Here is a 13750-nt window from a genome sequence, read left to right as displayed (position 1 = left end):
TCTGCGTGTCGGACCGGTTGCGGCACTGCAACGTGCCGGAACTCTCTCTGAAAAACCGACCGGCCGGTATGTTTGCGACACATGCCTGTACGTGTGCCACCCGACCTGCCAGGCCCTGCCCTGCCCCTGCCCCGCTCCTGCCCGCCCGCGCCTCAGCCGCGGTGCGGGATCCCGCTCGTCATACCGCCGTCCACCACGATCTCCTGGCCGGAGATCCACGCCGACGCGTCGCTCGCGAGGAACAGGATCGTCCCGGCGAGGTCGTCCGGCACGCCCGGCCGGCCGAGCGGGATCACCAGCGCGTCGGGGTCGATCTTCACGCTCATCTCGGTGAGGATCAGGCCTGGGTGCACCGAGTTCACCCGGATACCGTCCTTGCCCAGCTCGACGGCGAGCGACTTGGTCAGGCCCCGCACCGCGAACTTGGAGGCCGTGTACCCGTGCAGGCTCCAGCTGCCGCGCAGCCCCTCGACCGAGGAGATGTTGATGATCGAGCCGCGCCCGGCGGCCTTCATCGCGGGCACCACGGCCCGGCAGCCCAGGAACACGCCGGTCGCGTTGACCGCCATCACGGCGTTCCACTTGGCGAGCGTGAAGTGCTCGATCGGCGCGGCGTTCGCGATGCCCGCGTTGTTGACCAGCACGTCGACGCCGCCGAGCTCGTCGACCACCTGGCCGACCACCCGGTCCCACGCCTCCTCGTCGGTCACGTCCAGGTGCTCGAACCGCACCCGGTCCCCCAGCCCGTCGGCCAGCGCCTGACCCTCGGCGTCCAGGACGTCGGTGATCACCACGCTCGCCCCGGCGTCGTGCAGGACGCGCACGTACGCCTCGCCGATACCGCGCGCGCCGCCCGTCACGAGTGCCACCCGGCCGGTCAGGTCGTGGAGCGCCGCAACGCTCGGCCCGGTCATGCCGCCACCTCTCCGTCCGCGCCGCTCGTGGCGTCGCTCGTGATCACCGCGTCGTCCGCCACCCGGACCACGAGCCGGCCCGTCGTCGCGCCGCCGGCCAGCCGCGCCACCGCGGCGGGCGCCTGGTCGAACCCGACGACGTCGCTCAGCACCGGGCGCAGCGCGCCCGAGGCGGCGAGCTTGTCCAGCTCGGCGTGCGCGGCGTCCACCAGGTCGGGTCGGCGCTTCTGGTACAGCGCCCAGTGCAGGCCGAGCACGCCGTAGTTCTTCACCAGCGCGAGGTCGGCCCGGACGGTGGGCATCTGCCCGCCCGCGAACCCGACCACGACGATCCGCCCCTCGAACGCGATGCACCGGGTCGAGCGCTCGAACGAGTCGCCGCCCACCGGGTCGAACACCACGTCGACGCCGGGCTCGCGCAGCTCGGCGACCCAGTCGTCGTCGCGCAGGAAGACCTCGTCGGCGCCCGCCGCACGGGCCGCCGCCACCTTCGCCTCGCTGCCCACCACCCCGACCACGCGCGCGCCGGCGGCCTTGCCGAGCTGGCACGCGGCGGTGCCGACGCCGCCCGCGGCGGCGTGCACCAGCAGCGTCTGGCCGGCCTGCAGCCCGCCCCGCTGGTGCAGCCCGAACCACGCGGTCTGGTACGCGATCGTCAGGGCGGCGGCCTGCGCGTCGTCCAGGGCCGACGGTGCCGGGTGCACCGCCTGGACCGGCACCGTCGCGTACTGCGCCAGCACCCCGATCTTCGAGCCGACGACGCGGTCGCCGACCCGCACCCGCTCCCCCTCGGTCACGCCGGGACCCAGCGCGACGACGTCGCCGCACAGCTCGATCCCCGGCACGAAGGGCAGCTCGGGCCGCTCCTGGTACTCGCCGCGAGCCAGGAGGACGTCGGGGAAGTTCACCGCGACGGCCCGCACGCGCAGCAGCACCTCGCCCTGACGGGGTTCGGGGACCGGCACGTCGTGCTGCTCCATCACCTGTTCGGGCTCCCCGTGGGAGACCACCCGCCACGCCCTCATCGCCGTGTGTACGCTCACGTGTCAGTCCTTTCCTGAGTCCTCTGATGCCGCTGCCCTGATGCCGCGCAGGAACAGCTCGGTGAGCTGCTCCGCCACCTGGCCGGCCGTCAGCGGCCCCTCGGACGAGTACCACTGGGACAGGTAGTGCACGTCGGAGAAGAAGTGCGCGATGAGCATCGCGGTGGGCACGTCGTCACGGAACGCCCCCTCCTGGATACCGCGCCGGAGCAGCGCCTCGAACTCCTCGTGGTACTCGCGCCGGCGCCGCTTGACCTCCGCCTGACGCTCCGGCATGAGCATGTGCTGGCTGCGCGTGAAGACGGTGCCCTCGGGCAGGAACTCGATGGACGTCGAGATCACGTCCACGCAGACGGCCCGGAGCACGTCCTCGACACCGTCGCCCCGCTGGGCACCCGTCGCCACGATCTCGTCGAGGCGCGCCTTCTGCAGCGACAGCAGCCGGTCGTAGATCGCGAACAGCAGGTCGTCCTTGGAGGCGAAGTAGTGGTACATCGCCCCCTTGGTGACGCCGGCCGCCGCGACGATCTCCTGGACGCTCGTGGTCGCGTAGCCCCGGGTGGAGAAGAGGTCGAGAGCGGCTCGGAGAACCTGGTCCTGGACGTTCGTGGTGCGCATGGGCTCATCCTTCACCGTCGCCACCACATTCATCGGCCGGCTCACAGGGCGGTCCGCACGCTCGCGCCGCCGTCGACCAGGAGGGTCTGGCCGGTGACCCACGCGGCGTCGTCGGACAGGAGGAAGGCGGCAGGACCCGCGACGTCGTCCGGCACCCCGAGCCGGCGCAGCGGGTAGGCGGCGGCCGCCTGCTCCTCGCGACCCTCGTAGAGGGCGCGGGCCAGCCGCGTCTTGACCACGGCGGGCGCCAGCGCGTTGACGCGCGTGGCCGGGGCGAGCTCGTCGGCGAGCTGGACCGTGAGGTTGATGAGGGCCGCCTTGGACACGCCGTAGAAGGCGATGTTGGGGCCCGACGCCGTGCCCGCCACCGACGCCATGTTCACGATCGAGCGGAGCGGGCTCCCGGTGGGCGCAGCCGAGTCGACCGCCTCCCGGGTCCACTCCAGCGCGGCGATCACGTTCACCTCGAGGATCTTGCGGGCCACACCCGTCTCGAGCCCCGCGAGCGGTCCGTACGCCGGGTTGATCCCCGCGTTGTTCACCAGGTGGTCCAGCCGTCCGAAGCGCTCCACGGTACGGGCGATCGTGGCGGCGCGGTGCTCGGCGTCGTCCGCCTTGCCCGCCACGCCCAGGGCGCGGTCCGCACCGAGCCTGGCCACGGCGTCGTCCAGGGTCCCGGCGTCGCGGCCGGTGATGGCCACCCGGCCACCCTCGGCCACGATCCGGCGGGCCACCGCGAGGCCGATCCCCCGGCTGGCCCCCGTCACGAGCGCGACGCGGCCCTCGAACCTGCGCCCGGGCCCACCCTCGGACCCGCTCCCGAAGCCTTCGGCGACGTCGTCGTCAGCCACGCGTACCTCCGTACCGTCTGGTCGGTTTGTACGAGGACCGTAGCACGCCCCCACACCCGGGGATAGAGTGCTGTTCAGAGAGGGATGTCCCGTATGCATCATTCTGCATTGTGTTGCACGGGACGCCGGTCCAGCGGTTGGATGACCTGATGACGACAACGACGTCGAGCATCGCGACGGTGGGGCTCGACGCGGCGCCGAGCCGCCTGTCCGCCCGGCTGGCCAAGCACCCCGAGGCGCAGCGCGTGCTCGACCTGGCGCGGGACACCTTCATCGAGGGCTACCGCATCGACATGGGCCCCCTGGCCACACAGCTCGGCGTGGACCGAACGTCGGTGTTCCGCTGGGTCGGCAACCGCGACGCCCTGCTGTCCGAGGTGCTGTGGTCGCTCGCCGTGCCCACGCTGGTACAGGCGGAGCACGCGACCGAGCACCTGACCGGCGCCGAGCGGCTCGCGGACCTGCTGACCACGTTCGCGCACGACCTCATCGTGGCCGACTACTTCCGCGCGTTCCTGCGCCGCGAGCCGGCCCGCTCCCTGCGTCTGCTCACCACCGCGGACAGCCCGATCCAGCGCCGCTTCGTCGCGACCGTCGAGTGGCTCGTGGTCCGCGACCTGGGCGAGACGCCCTTCGGCGGCACCATCACGCCCGAGGAGCTGGCGTACCTGCTGGTGCGGGTCTCGGAGTCGCTCACCTACGCCGACCTCATCACCGGCGACGAGCCCAGCCCGGCGCGCGCCCGCACGGCGTTCCGCCACCTGCTCCGGGTCACCTGAGCGGGCTCCCGCGCGGCCGGCGGGGTGGTTGCTGGCACCTGACCCGCCGGTTCGGCAGAGTGGGGCCATGGATTTCACTCGTCCCTACCCGCCGGACCCGTACACGCTGCTGCCCGCGCCCGCCGTCTTCGCGCTGAAGAGCACCGACCTGATCGACGGTGAGCGCATGCCGGACGCGCACGCCGTGCACGCCCGGAACATCTCGCCCGCGCTCGAGTGGAGCGGCTTCCCCGAGGGCACCCGGTCGTTCGTCGTGACCTGCTTCGACCCGGACGCGCCGACGCCGATGGGCTACCACCACTGGACCGTGGGCGACCTGCCGGCCGACGTGACGTCGCTGGAGACCGGCGCGGGCACACCCGACGGATCGGGGCTGCCCGCCGGCGCGTTCCAGACCCGCAGCGACGGCCGCACCCCGGGCTTCGAGGGCGCCGGCCCGCCGCCCGGCGACCACCCGCACCGGTACATCTTCGCCGTGCACGCGCTGGACACCGAGCCCGGCGCGCTCGGCCTGGGGCCGGACAGCACCAACGCACAGGTGGCGTTCAACGTGTACTTCCACCTGCTGGGCCGCGCCACGCTGACGGCGACGTACAGCCGATGAGCGACCACGCCACCCTGCCGACGCTGGGCGACCTCGCCTGGGTGCCCGCGCTCGACCACCCGGAGCTCCTCGCCGAGCCCGTCCGCGCGGCGCTGGCCGCCTGGGCCGCCGCCGACGAGCGGGTCACCGGTCAGGTCGCGGTCACCGAGATCGACCCGGACCACGCCGACACCGCCACGCTCAACGAGCTGCACGACCTGCCGCCCGAGGCCTCGGCCAACTGCGTGCTGGTGGCCGGCAAGCGGGCCGAGGAGGAGCGCATCGCGGCCTGTGTCGTGCCCGCCAGCACGTTCGCCGACGTCAACAAGCGCGTGCGCAAGCTGCTCGACGTGCGCAAGGCGTCGTTCCTGCCGACCGACCGCGCCGTGGCCGACTCCGGCATGGAGTACGGCGGCATCACGCCCGTGGGCCTGCCCGGGCACTACCGCGTGCTCGTCGACTCCCGGTTCACGCAGGACGGCACCATGGCGCTGATGGGGTCCGGCGTCCGGCGCTCCAAGCTGCTCATGCCCGGGCCGCTGCTCTGCGTCATGCCGGGCGTCGAGGTGGTCGAGGACCTGGGCGTCCTGCGCTGAGACGACGAACCGCGTCGACCGGCACGGTCGACGCGGTTCGTGGGCTCGTACGCCGCGGGATCAGTTCTCCGCGCGGCCCTTGCGCCAGTAGCCCATGAACGCCACGGACTTGCGGTCCACCTGGCACTCGTTGACGAGGTAGCGGCGCAGCGTCTTGATCACGCCCGCCTCGCCCGCGAGCCACGCGTACAGCACGGTGTCCTGCGCCAGGGGGCGGCCCGCCTCGTCGACCGGCACCTCCCAGAGGATGCCCGTGTCGATGTCGACGTCGTCCGCCTCGCCTGACAGGTCCACACCCGCGGCGGTCAGCGCCGGCGAGGTGTCCGGCGACGGCCGCACACCCATCGCGAGCAGCCGGTCGGCGGCGGCCTGCACGGCCGGGACCAGCACGTCGCCGTGCTCGCGCCCGTCGCGGGCCAGCCAGTGCACGCGCACACCCTCCGGCGCGCCGAGCTGCCAGCCGTCCTCGGGGTGGGGCACCTCGAGGAAGACCTCGCCCACGGCGTCCTCGGGCAGGGACTCGCAGATGGCCGCGATGGCGGGCACCGCGGTCTCGTCACCGGCCAGCAGCAGCGCGTGGCCGGACGCCGGCGGGGCGAACTCGACGCCGCCGTGCACGCCGTCGTACTCCGCGTTGGGACCCATGATGACCAGGGGGTCGCCCGCGGCAGCCGTCAGGGCCCAGCGGGACGCGGGGCCGGTGTCACCGTGCATCACGACGTCGACGTCGACCTCGCGCATGTTCTGCCGCACGGTGCGGACCGTGTAGGTGCGCATCGGGTTGCGGTGCTCGTCGGGGAGCATGCGCCACGCGGCGTACCAGTCGGGGTCGTCGCGGCGCAGGGCGTCCCAGCCGCCCTGGGGCGACGGGAGCAGCAGCTTGATGCGCTGGTCACGGCCGTTGTCCGCGAACTTGTCCAGGTCCGGACCCGTGAAGGTGAACCGGACGAAGGACGGGCACAGGCGCGTCACACGCGCGACCTGGACATCGAACATTCGCGAGGGCTTGACGTCGAGCCCGTCGGTCTTGATGGTCACGACGGTGAGCCTAACCTAACTTTGCCGGGCCTGTTCCACTCCCTCCGGAGCGTGGGACGGGACCTGCGTCACAGCGTGGGCGCAGCGCGCGCGGGGAACGGAAACCCGGGGAAAAGTCGCGGCACACGGACCCAAAAGATCACCCCTTGCTGCGTGAAATTAACCCTGTACAAACAGTGCATCTCGGCCCATAGACCCGCTAACTTGGCGATGATCCGAACCGCTTCGATGTCCGTGCGACGTCCTTCCCTGAGCGGCGGCGGGTCGCACCCCCCTTGCACACTCTGCACTCGCTGGAGAAGGACATGATCGACCACTTCGCGCTGGGCTGGGTCACCCCCGTCCTCTCGTTCCTGCTCTCGTGCGCCGGCTGCGCCGTCGGCCTGACCTGTACGGCCCGCGCCCGCGTGACCCATGGCTTCGCGAGCGTCGCCTGGCTCGGCCTCGGCGCGATCTCGATCGGCGGCACGGGCATCTGGGTGATGCACTTCGTCGCCATGCTCGGCTTCTACGTGCGCGGCACCGAGACCCGGTTCGACGTCCCGCTGACGCTGGCGAGCGGCCTGCTCGCCATCGTCGTCGTAGGCCTCGGCCTCTTCATCGTCCGGACCGCGGGCGTCGGCCCGGTCGCCCTGGTCGCGGGCGGCCTCATCACCGGCCTGGGCATCGCCGCCATGCACTACCTCGGTATGCGCGCCCTGCACGTGGGCGTGGAGATCACCTACAACATCCCCACCGTCATCGCCTCGGTGGTCATCGGGGTCGTCGCCGCGACGGCGGGCCTCTGGCTCTCCGCGAAGGTGCGCAACTTCGCGGCCGGCGCGGGTGCGACGGTCATCATGGGCCTCGCCGTCTCCGGCATGCACTACACGGGCATGGCGGCCATGCGGGCGGAGGAGACCAACGCGATCATGCCGATCGACACCGGCATCGGTGTGGGAGCGCTCCTAGGGCCGCTCATCATCGGCGTCACGATCAGCACGATCATGATGCTCCTGGTGGTCGGGCTGGCGCCCAGCCCCCAGGAGATGGAGGCGCAGGAGAAGTTCAAGGGCTGGCAGGGCCGCCAGGACGAGCTCCAGCGCGAGACCGCCGCTCCCCGCCGGTCCCAGCTGCTCTGAGCCGGCGCGGCGGCGGCGAGGGAGTCGACGCCGCCCGCCGTCGGGCCTGCGCACCACCAGGTCTGCGACTCGCCGCCTCGACCGCACTCGATGTGGCACGTGTCCACCGGGTCCGCGAGCAAGGCGGGTATCGGGTTTCTGCTGTTGGCAGACGGGGTCAGTCCGGCGAGCAGTGCGAACGCGTGTGTCATAGGTTGATGGCATGACGCGGACAGTGGTGGTACCAGCTTCGGCAGGCGATGAGTCGTCTGCTGGGTCGGTGCTGCCCGGGGTCGGCGTGCCGTCCGGGTCTGTCGTCCTTGCCGGGGTCGCTGATGCCACGGTGGTGGATGCTGCCCGTGTACGGGAGGTGCGTCGGATGCTGGCGGGCATGGCCCTGCCGGGTGCCGCCGACGGCGATGCGGTCACTGGTGCCGGCGGGGGTGCTCGCCGGGGCGGAGGCACGCCACCTGTTCAGGCCGAATGGGTGGACCTGCTCGGTGAGCTGGAGGCGTTGAAGAACGCGGTCACGGCGACGCAGGCTCGCCTCGCTGTGGTGCTGGACGATGCCACGCGGGCCGACGAAGCGATGCAGAGCATCCGTGCGGAGCGGCGGGGTCGTGGTGTGCCCAACCAGGTCGGTGCCGCGCTGCGGGTGAGCCCGCACGCGGGTGCCGGGTTCCTGAGCACCGCGAGAGTCTGGGTCACGCAGATGCCGCACACCTTCAACGCCTTGCAGGCCGGGGTGTTGTCGCCGTGGCGGGCCACGCTCCTGGTCCGCGAGACGTCTCACCTGTCCGTGGAGCATCGCCGCCTGATCGATGAGGAGATCTGCGGCCCGGCGCACCTGGCACAGTTGGCCCGGATGGGCACCCGCCGCCTGGTCGCCCGGATCAAGGAACTCGCCGCCCGGCTGGACGTGCACGCGTGCGTGAACCGCAACGCGAAGGCCGTCTCGGAGCGGCGAGTCTCCGTGCGGCCCGCACCCGACCTGATGGTCTACCTGACGGCGCTGGTCCCCATGCACGAGGGCGTGCAGGCGTATGCCCAACTGAAGGCTCACGCCGAGACCGCCAAGGCGGCCGGTGACGAGCGGGGTGCGGGTCAGATCATGGCCGACACCCTGATCGAACGCGTCACCGGCCGCGAACCCGGCCGCGCTGGCGATGTCCCGGTCACGATCAACCTGCTCGTCTCCGACCAGACCCTCCTGACCGGTGGGAACGAACCCGCTGTGGTCCTTGAAGGGACTTCCGCGGGCGTGGGCACGATCCCGGGCCCGGTCGCCCGCAACCTGGCGGCGCATGCGATCGACACCGACATGGCGTGGCTGCGCTCGATCTATGTCAGCCCGCACGGCAGGTTGTTGGCCACGACGTCGACATCAAGGTTCCACCCCCACGGCCTGGCCGCGCTCCTGCGTGCCCGGGAGCAGGGCATCTGCGCGAGCTCGTGGTGTGACGCCCCGGTCCGGCACCTGGACCATGTCACCCCATACGCAGAGGGCGGTGCGACCAGCCTGGACAACGGGCAGGGCCTGTGCGCCCGCTGCAACCACGCCAAGCAGGCACCGGGATGGCGGCAGAAGACCACCCAGATCAGTGGCCGGGACGCGGTGGAGACGGTGACACCGACGGGGCACACCTACGTCTCGGTCGCGCCCGCACCACCGGCACCCGTCAGAACCGGCCCCGCCAACGGGCGCACGCCGCGCAGCCGCTACCAGATCGGCTGCCACACCGATCCCCGCAACAGCCCGATCCCCTACCAGCCAAGACAGCGGCCAGGTTCACGGCCACGACGTAGCCCGAGCCTTGTCGAGGTTGGCGAGCCGTCCGGGTCGAGGAGTCAGCGCCCGTCGTCCGGCACGCGCGTCGCCCATGCGGCTACAGCAACGGCCGATGCGACGTTCAGCGAGTCCACTCCCCCGGACATCGGGATCCGAACGGTCAGGTCGCAGTTGGCGATCGTGCTGGCTTTCAGGCCGTCGCCTTCGGTGCCGAGCACCAGCGCAAGCTTCTCGGGAGGAGTCGCCACCAGGTCGTCCAACGAGATCGAGTCGTCCTCCAGCGCCAGGGCGGCCACGGTGAAGCCGCGATCGTGCAGCGCCTCGATGCCGCCCGGCCAGGGATCGATCCTGGTCCACGGGATCTGGAACACGGTGCCCATCGAGACCCTGACCGCACGCCGGTACAAGGGGTCCGCACAGCTCGGCGTGAAGAGCACGGCATCGACGCCCAGGGCCGCGCACGCGCGCATGGCAGCCCCGACGTTGGTGTGGTCGACGATGTCCTCGAGGATCACCACGCGACGCGCCCCCGCCCCGCCGCGCGCCCCCGCGAGCAGCTCGTGCACGCCGGGCAGCGGCGGCCGGTGCATCGCGGCCAGGGCGCCGCGGTGCAGGTGGAAGCCCGTGATCTCCTTGAGCAGCGGCTCCTCGGCGACGTAGACGGGCGCGCCGGACTGCGCGATCACCTCGCTCATCGAGTCGAGCCACTTGGGCGCCATGAGGAACGAGCGCGGCCGGTGGCCCGCCGCGAGCGCCCGCCGGATCACCGTGGAGCTCTCGGCGATGTACAGGCCCTTGGCCGGCTCGTGCTTGGAGCGCAGGACCACGTCCGTGAGGCTGTTGTAGTCGGCCAGGCGCTCGTCGGCGGGGTCGTCGATGCGGACGACGTCGAGGGTGGTCACCGATCCATTCTCCCTGACGGCCCGGTCAGATCCGCCCGCGGACGGGGGTGCGCTCGACGGGGTCGCCGTCGTCGGGCATCACCATCTCGGCGCGGACGCCGAGCAGGCGTACCTCGCGGCCCGGCTCCATGCCCTCGGCGAGGGCGAGGACGGCGGCGGTCACCTCTCCGAGCGACCGGGTCGGCGCCGGGAGCTTCTTCGAGCGGTCACGCGTGAAGAAGGGCGCGTAGCGCACCTTGAGGCCCACCCGGAAGACCGGTCGGCCCTCCGCCTCGGTGTCGGCGTGGACCTGCGTGACCAGGTCCCGCAGCGCCGCCTCCACCTGTTCGGGCGTGGTGAGGTTGCGCTGGTAGGTGGTCTCGCGGCTGTGCCCGCGGGCCACCCAGGGTGTGTCGTCGACGACGGCGGAGCCGCGCCCCCGGCCCAGGTCGCCGTACCAGGCGCCCATGCGTGGCCCGAACTCGGCGACCAGCACGTCGCCGTCGGCCGCGGCGAGGTGCGCGACGGTCTCGATGCCGTGGGCCGCGAGTCGCTTGGACACCTTGGGCCCGACGCCCCACAGGTCGATGGTGGGCCGCCGGCCCATCACGTCGAACCAGCTCTGCTCGGTGAGGCGGAAGATCCCTGCGGGCTTGCCGAACCCGGTGGCGATCTTCGCGCGGATCTTGTTGTCACCGATGCCGACCGAGCAGTGCAGGCCGGTGGCATCGAGGACGGCCGCCTGCACCCGGCGGGCGACGGCCTCCGGGTCGTCCGCGTCGCAGCCGAGGAACGCCTCGTCCCAGCCGAGCACCTCGACCACCATCCCGAGCCCGCGCAGGGTGTCCATCACGTGCCCGGAGGCCTCGAGGTAGGCCTCGTGGTCGACGGGCAGGATGATCGCGTCCGGCGCCTTGCGGGCCGCGACCCGCAGCGGCATGCCCGACCCGACGCCGAGCTCCCGCGCCTCGTACGACGCGGTCGAGACCACTGTCCGTTCCGCCGGGTCGCCGCGCCCGCCCACGATGACCTGTCTCCCGGCGAGCTCGGGGCGCCGCAGGATCTCGACCGCGACCAGGAACTGGTCGAGGTCGACGTGCAGCACCCAGGGGAAGGCACGCGGACCCATGGCACGAGTCTCCCGGAGCCGGCCCGGGCTGTCCTGCCTGGAACGCGCGTTGCCGCGCGGCAGCCGGCTGGCACACCGTTATCGTCCCGTTATCTCTCACAGCGAAACTCTTCCCTCTTCCCCCAGAGCACCAAGACTCCATATTCTCCGGGCAAGGAAAGTTCGTCTCACTCAAGAGGAGAGCTGCGATGAGAACTACCAGGAACTCCCGGTCGCCCCGCTCGCGCCGCGGCAAGGAACCCGCCCCGCACCCGGCTTTGCCGCAGTCCTACGCGGCAATGATCGAGCGCACGCCGTCGCTGGACGATGCGCAGCTGGAGTCCCTCCTCGAGCGAGCAGTCGCCGGAGCGGACGCCGCGCGCACCCTCGACGCCACCGCGGTCTCCCCGAGCCTCCGCGCGCAGCTGGAGACCAGGGTCAAGGACGGGCAATACGCGAAGGAGCGTCTCGTCCTCGCCCACCTCCGCCTCGTCCCGGCGATCGCCGGCTCCTACGCGGGCCGCCTGCCGTTCATGGACCTCGTGCAGGAGGGCAACGTCGGCCTGGTCCGCGCCGCCGACTCGTACGACCCCGCGCACGGCACGTTCGCCGCGTACGCCCACCGCTGGGTCCGTCGCTCGATCGTCCGCGCCGTCGCCGCCGCCGAGCAGGCCGAGCGCGCGACCGGGCCCACCCCCGAGCAGAACCTGTTGCGTCGCCGCGTCCGGCAGGCCCTGGCCCACCTCGACGCCGTCGAGGCCCGGGTCCTGGAGATGCGCTTCGGCCTCCTGGACGGCACCACGCGCACCCTCGACGAGATCAGCCGCCGCCTCGGCGTGACCAAGGAGCGCGTGGTGCAGATCCTCGAGTCCGCGCTGGCCAGGCTCCGCGACGTCGTCAGCCCGGCTCCCCTCGCTGCGTGACCGCCGGCTGGGCACCCGACTGCCCGGCCGGCGTCAGCCGATCGATCACCTCGTCCAGCGCCTCGTGGTACGCCCACGACGCCGGATACCCCGAGTGCGTCGCCACCGCGAAGAGATAGGCCGACCGGTCCATCTCCTCCGCCCCGCGGTCGACGTCGTTCTCCCCGTAGCCCATCACCGGGAAGCCCAGGAAGTCGGTGCGCCGCCACAGGTTCACCCACGCGGGCTTCGCACCGCAGGTCAGCAGCGACAGCAGCGTGGCCTGTTCCCCCGAACCGGGCTCGGGGCCCTCCGGCGTCAACGGCGCCGCCGGAACGGCCCCGGGTCCGGAACCTGCCGCGTCCGCGGCGGCCTCGACCTGCCCGCCCCACGGGTCCGCCGACCAGGCGGGTCCGGTGCTCGGCGGCAGGCCCGTCGTCGCAGACCCCAGGAGGTCGGGGAAGAACCGGCCGAAGAACGGCCGCAGCTGCACGCCGTAGGTCAGCAGACCGAGGCGCCCGTCCACGCTGTCGGGCGCGCTGTCGGGCGCGCTGTCGGGCGCGCTGTCGGGCAGGCTGTCGGACGCGGTGCCGGCCACCGGGTTGCCCGCCCGGATCAGGATGACGGCGGCCGCCAGCACGCCGCCCATCGAGTGCGCGGACAGCACGACGCGCCGTTGCGGAGCCACCCGTGCGCGCTCGGCGTCGTCGGCGATGTCGGCGCCGGTGAGCCAGGCGTCCACGCGGGAGCGCACCTCGGGCACCACGCGCTCCGCGTAGCTCGGCGGGCCGAACGGGTGGGCGCTGCGCGGCAGGAAGCACAGGAGGTCCCACAGCAGCCCCCAGGGGCGTCCGGGGACGCCGCCCGAGGCGCCCGCCAGCGCGCTGGCCACCAGCGTCGCCGCCAGCACCCCGAGCGCCGGCACCGCCAGCGAGGACAGCCACTGCGGCACCTGGACGGTCCTGGTGCCGTCGTGCTGGGCGATCAGGGGGATGTGGGCCACCAGGGCCGCGACGTAGCAGGCGGCGGCCAGGGCGCCGACGGCGAGCTCCACCCGGTGCGACATGGCCGCGACCTGCCGGCCCCGTAGCACGCGCTCCAGGACGGGGTTGGCGCCACCGTCGGGGTCCGGGGCGTCCGCGACCGCCCGCCAGGCGGGCACCGCCGGGCCGTACGGCGGCCCGAGCGTGCGCGGCGCGCCCGGGATCCAGAGCGCCCGCGAGCGCAGGGTGTCGACGACGTAGGGCCCGGCCGCCGCCACGAGCAGCAGCACCACGAACACGAGCGCGATCACCACCGACGCCGTGCCGAACTCGGTGTAGACCGGCGGGACCCGCACGAGCTCGGGGTCGGGCACGGTGCGCGCGATGCCCACCAGGCCGCCGTCGAGGGATTCCGGCGTGGGGTGCTCGCCGCTGCGCAGGACCCACTGCACACCGAGCACCAGCAGGCTGGAGTACACGGTCGCCGCCGCGACGGAGACCAGCAGGAACACGCCCGGCCCGGCGCCGTTCCAGCCCTCGGCGGCCCGGCGCCGCAGCAGCATCG

13 protein-coding genes and 2 pseudogenes are annotated in these 13750 nt (G+C 72.5%); 6 read left to right on the top strand and 9 right to left on the bottom strand.

Annotated features, from left to right (window positions below; translation table 11 throughout):
* Positions 1-152: 152 nt before the first annotated feature.
* The 4 genes from ACIPN7_RS18450 to ACIPN7_RS18435 are packed head-to-tail and all read right to left on the bottom strand — an operon-like array spanning position 153 to position 3426.
* Positions 153-914, bottom strand: coding sequence for an SDR family NAD(P)-dependent oxidoreductase (locus tag ACIPN7_RS18450; RefSeq protein ID WP_400545309.1), 762 nt, complete (start codon positions 912-914; stop codon positions 153-155).
* Positions 911-1957: an NADPH:quinone oxidoreductase family protein gene (locus ACIPN7_RS18445; protein WP_400545306.1), complete on the bottom strand. Its 1047-nt coding sequence runs from the start codon at positions 1955-1957 to the stop codon at positions 911-913. Before ACIPN7_RS18445 ends, ACIPN7_RS18450 begins: the two co-directional genes overlap by 4 nt.
* 3 nt (positions 1958-1960) lie before the next feature.
* The gene (locus ACIPN7_RS18440) at positions 1961-2575 is read right to left on the bottom strand and encodes a TetR/AcrR family transcriptional regulator (protein ID WP_400545303.1); all 615 of its coding nucleotides are present in this window, start codon (positions 2573-2575) and stop codon (positions 1961-1963) included.
* A 41-nt stretch (positions 2576-2616) separates the two neighbouring features.
* The gene (locus ACIPN7_RS18435) at positions 2617-3426 is read right to left on the bottom strand and encodes an SDR family oxidoreductase (RefSeq protein WP_400545300.1); all 810 of its coding nucleotides are present in this window, start codon (positions 3424-3426) and stop codon (positions 2617-2619) included.
* Between the two features lie 149 nt (positions 3427-3575).
* Here ACIPN7_RS18435 and ACIPN7_RS18430 point away from each other — a divergent pair, with 149 nt between their 5' ends.
* From ACIPN7_RS18430 to ACIPN7_RS18420, 3 genes are all read left to right on the top strand, one after another.
* Positions 3576-4205, top strand: a complete 630-nt coding sequence (locus ACIPN7_RS18430) for a QsdR family transcriptional regulator (protein ID WP_400545297.1) — start codon at positions 3576-3578, stop codon at positions 4203-4205.
* A gap of 67 nt (positions 4206-4272) precedes the next feature.
* Entirely contained in the window at positions 4273-4809 is a 537-nt protein-coding gene (locus ACIPN7_RS18425) for a YbhB/YbcL family Raf kinase inhibitor-like protein (RefSeq protein ID WP_400545294.1), read from the top strand.
* Complete coding sequence (locus ACIPN7_RS18420) at positions 4806-5384, top strand: YbaK/EbsC family protein (RefSeq protein WP_400545291.1); 579 nt, start codon at positions 4806-4808, stop codon at positions 5382-5384. Before ACIPN7_RS18425 ends, ACIPN7_RS18420 begins: the two co-directional genes overlap by 4 nt.
* A gap of 60 nt (positions 5385-5444) precedes the next feature.
* Here the strand turns inward: ACIPN7_RS18420 and ACIPN7_RS18415 are convergent, their stop codons facing one another.
* On the bottom strand, positions 5445-6422 hold the full coding sequence (locus ACIPN7_RS18415) for a siderophore-interacting protein (RefSeq protein WP_400545288.1): 978 nt from the start codon (positions 6420-6422) through the stop codon (positions 5445-5447).
* A 305-nt stretch (positions 6423-6727) separates the two neighbouring features.
* Here ACIPN7_RS18415 and ACIPN7_RS18410 point away from each other — a divergent pair, with 305 nt between their 5' ends.
* On the top strand, positions 6728-7543 hold the full coding sequence (locus tag ACIPN7_RS18410; protein WP_400545285.1) for an MHYT domain-containing protein: 816 nt from the start codon (positions 6728-6730) through the stop codon (positions 7541-7543).
* A 187-nt stretch (positions 7544-7730) separates the two neighbouring features.
* Here the strand turns inward: ACIPN7_RS18410 and ACIPN7_RS18405 are convergent, their stop codons facing one another.
* The gene (locus ACIPN7_RS18405; RefSeq protein WP_400545282.1) at positions 7731-8828 is read right to left on the bottom strand and encodes a hypothetical protein; all 1098 of its coding nucleotides are present in this window, start codon (positions 8826-8828) and stop codon (positions 7731-7733) included.
* 15 nt (positions 8829-8843) lie between these two features.
* Between ACIPN7_RS18405 and ACIPN7_RS18400 the strand changes: the two are divergent.
* Positions 8844-9047, top strand: a pseudogene (locus ACIPN7_RS18400) (hypothetical protein); the annotation flags it as partial.
* 323 nt (positions 9048-9370) lie between these two features.
* On the opposite strand, the gene ACIPN7_RS18395 reads toward ACIPN7_RS18400, so the two are convergent.
* Both ACIPN7_RS18395 and ACIPN7_RS18390 read right to left on the bottom strand, forming a co-directional pair.
* Positions 9371-10213 carry a TrmH family RNA methyltransferase gene (locus tag ACIPN7_RS18395; RefSeq protein ID WP_400545279.1) on the bottom strand — a complete coding sequence of 281 codons (843 nt, stop codon included), beginning with the start codon at positions 10211-10213 and terminating at the stop codon, positions 9371-9373.
* Between the two features lie 25 nt (positions 10214-10238).
* The gene (locus ACIPN7_RS18390; protein WP_400545276.1) at positions 10239-11321 is read right to left on the bottom strand and encodes a DNA polymerase IV; all 1083 of its coding nucleotides are present in this window, start codon (positions 11319-11321) and stop codon (positions 10239-10241) included.
* A 188-nt stretch (positions 11322-11509) separates the two neighbouring features.
* Here ACIPN7_RS18390 and ACIPN7_RS18385 point away from each other — a divergent pair, with 188 nt between their 5' ends.
* A complete protein-coding gene (locus ACIPN7_RS18385) occupies positions 11510-12223 on the top strand; it encodes a sigma-70 family RNA polymerase sigma factor (protein ID WP_400545273.1) in 714 nt (237 codons plus the stop codon).
* 480 nt (positions 12224-12703) lie between these two features.
* Here the strand turns inward: ACIPN7_RS18385 and ACIPN7_RS18380 are convergent.
* Positions 12704-12772: pseudogene (locus ACIPN7_RS18380) on the bottom strand (hypothetical protein); the annotation flags it as partial.
* Between the last annotated feature and the right edge of the window lie 978 nt (positions 12773-13750).

The organism is Promicromonospora sp. NPDC090134 (assembly GCF_044746965.1).
Taxonomy (GTDB): Bacteria; Actinomycetota; Actinomycetes; order Actinomycetales; family Cellulomonadaceae; genus Promicromonospora.
The sequence above is the reverse complement of the archived record's forward strand: the minus strand, read 5'-3'. Positions and strand labels throughout refer to the sequence as shown.

What these genes read in the sequence shown, in the direction of transcription:
- ACIPN7_RS18450 (WP_400545309.1), bottom strand. Translation starts at nt 914, where the DNA reads ATGACCGGGCCGAGCGTTGCGGCGCTCCACGACCTGACCGGCCGGGTG.
- ACIPN7_RS18440 (WP_400545303.1), bottom strand. Translation starts at nt 2,575, where the DNA reads ATGCGCACCACGAACGTCCAGGACCAGGTTCTCCGAGCCGCTCTCGAC.
- ACIPN7_RS18430 (WP_400545297.1), top strand. Translation starts at nt 3,576, where the DNA reads ATGACGACAACGACGTCGAGCATCGCGACGGTGGGGCTCGACGCGGCG.
- ACIPN7_RS18425 (WP_400545294.1), top strand. Translation starts at nt 4,273, where the DNA reads ATGGATTTCACTCGTCCCTACCCGCCGGACCCGTACACGCTGCTGCCC.
- ACIPN7_RS18420 (WP_400545291.1), top strand. Translation starts at nt 4,806, where the DNA reads ATGAGCGACCACGCCACCCTGCCGACGCTGGGCGACCTCGCCTGGGTG.
- ACIPN7_RS18410 (WP_400545285.1), top strand. Translation starts at nt 6,728, where the DNA reads ATGATCGACCACTTCGCGCTGGGCTGGGTCACCCCCGTCCTCTCGTTC.
- ACIPN7_RS18405 (WP_400545282.1), bottom strand. Translation starts at nt 8,828, where the DNA reads ATGCGCCGCCAGGTTGCGGGCGACCGGGCCCGGGATCGTGCCCACGCC.
- ACIPN7_RS18390 (WP_400545276.1), bottom strand. Translation starts at nt 11,321, where the DNA reads ATGGGTCCGCGTGCCTTCCCCTGGGTGCTGCACGTCGACCTCGACCAG.
- ACIPN7_RS18385 (WP_400545273.1), top strand. Translation starts at nt 11,510, where the DNA reads ATGAGAACTACCAGGAACTCCCGGTCGCCCCGCTCGCGCCGCGGCAAG.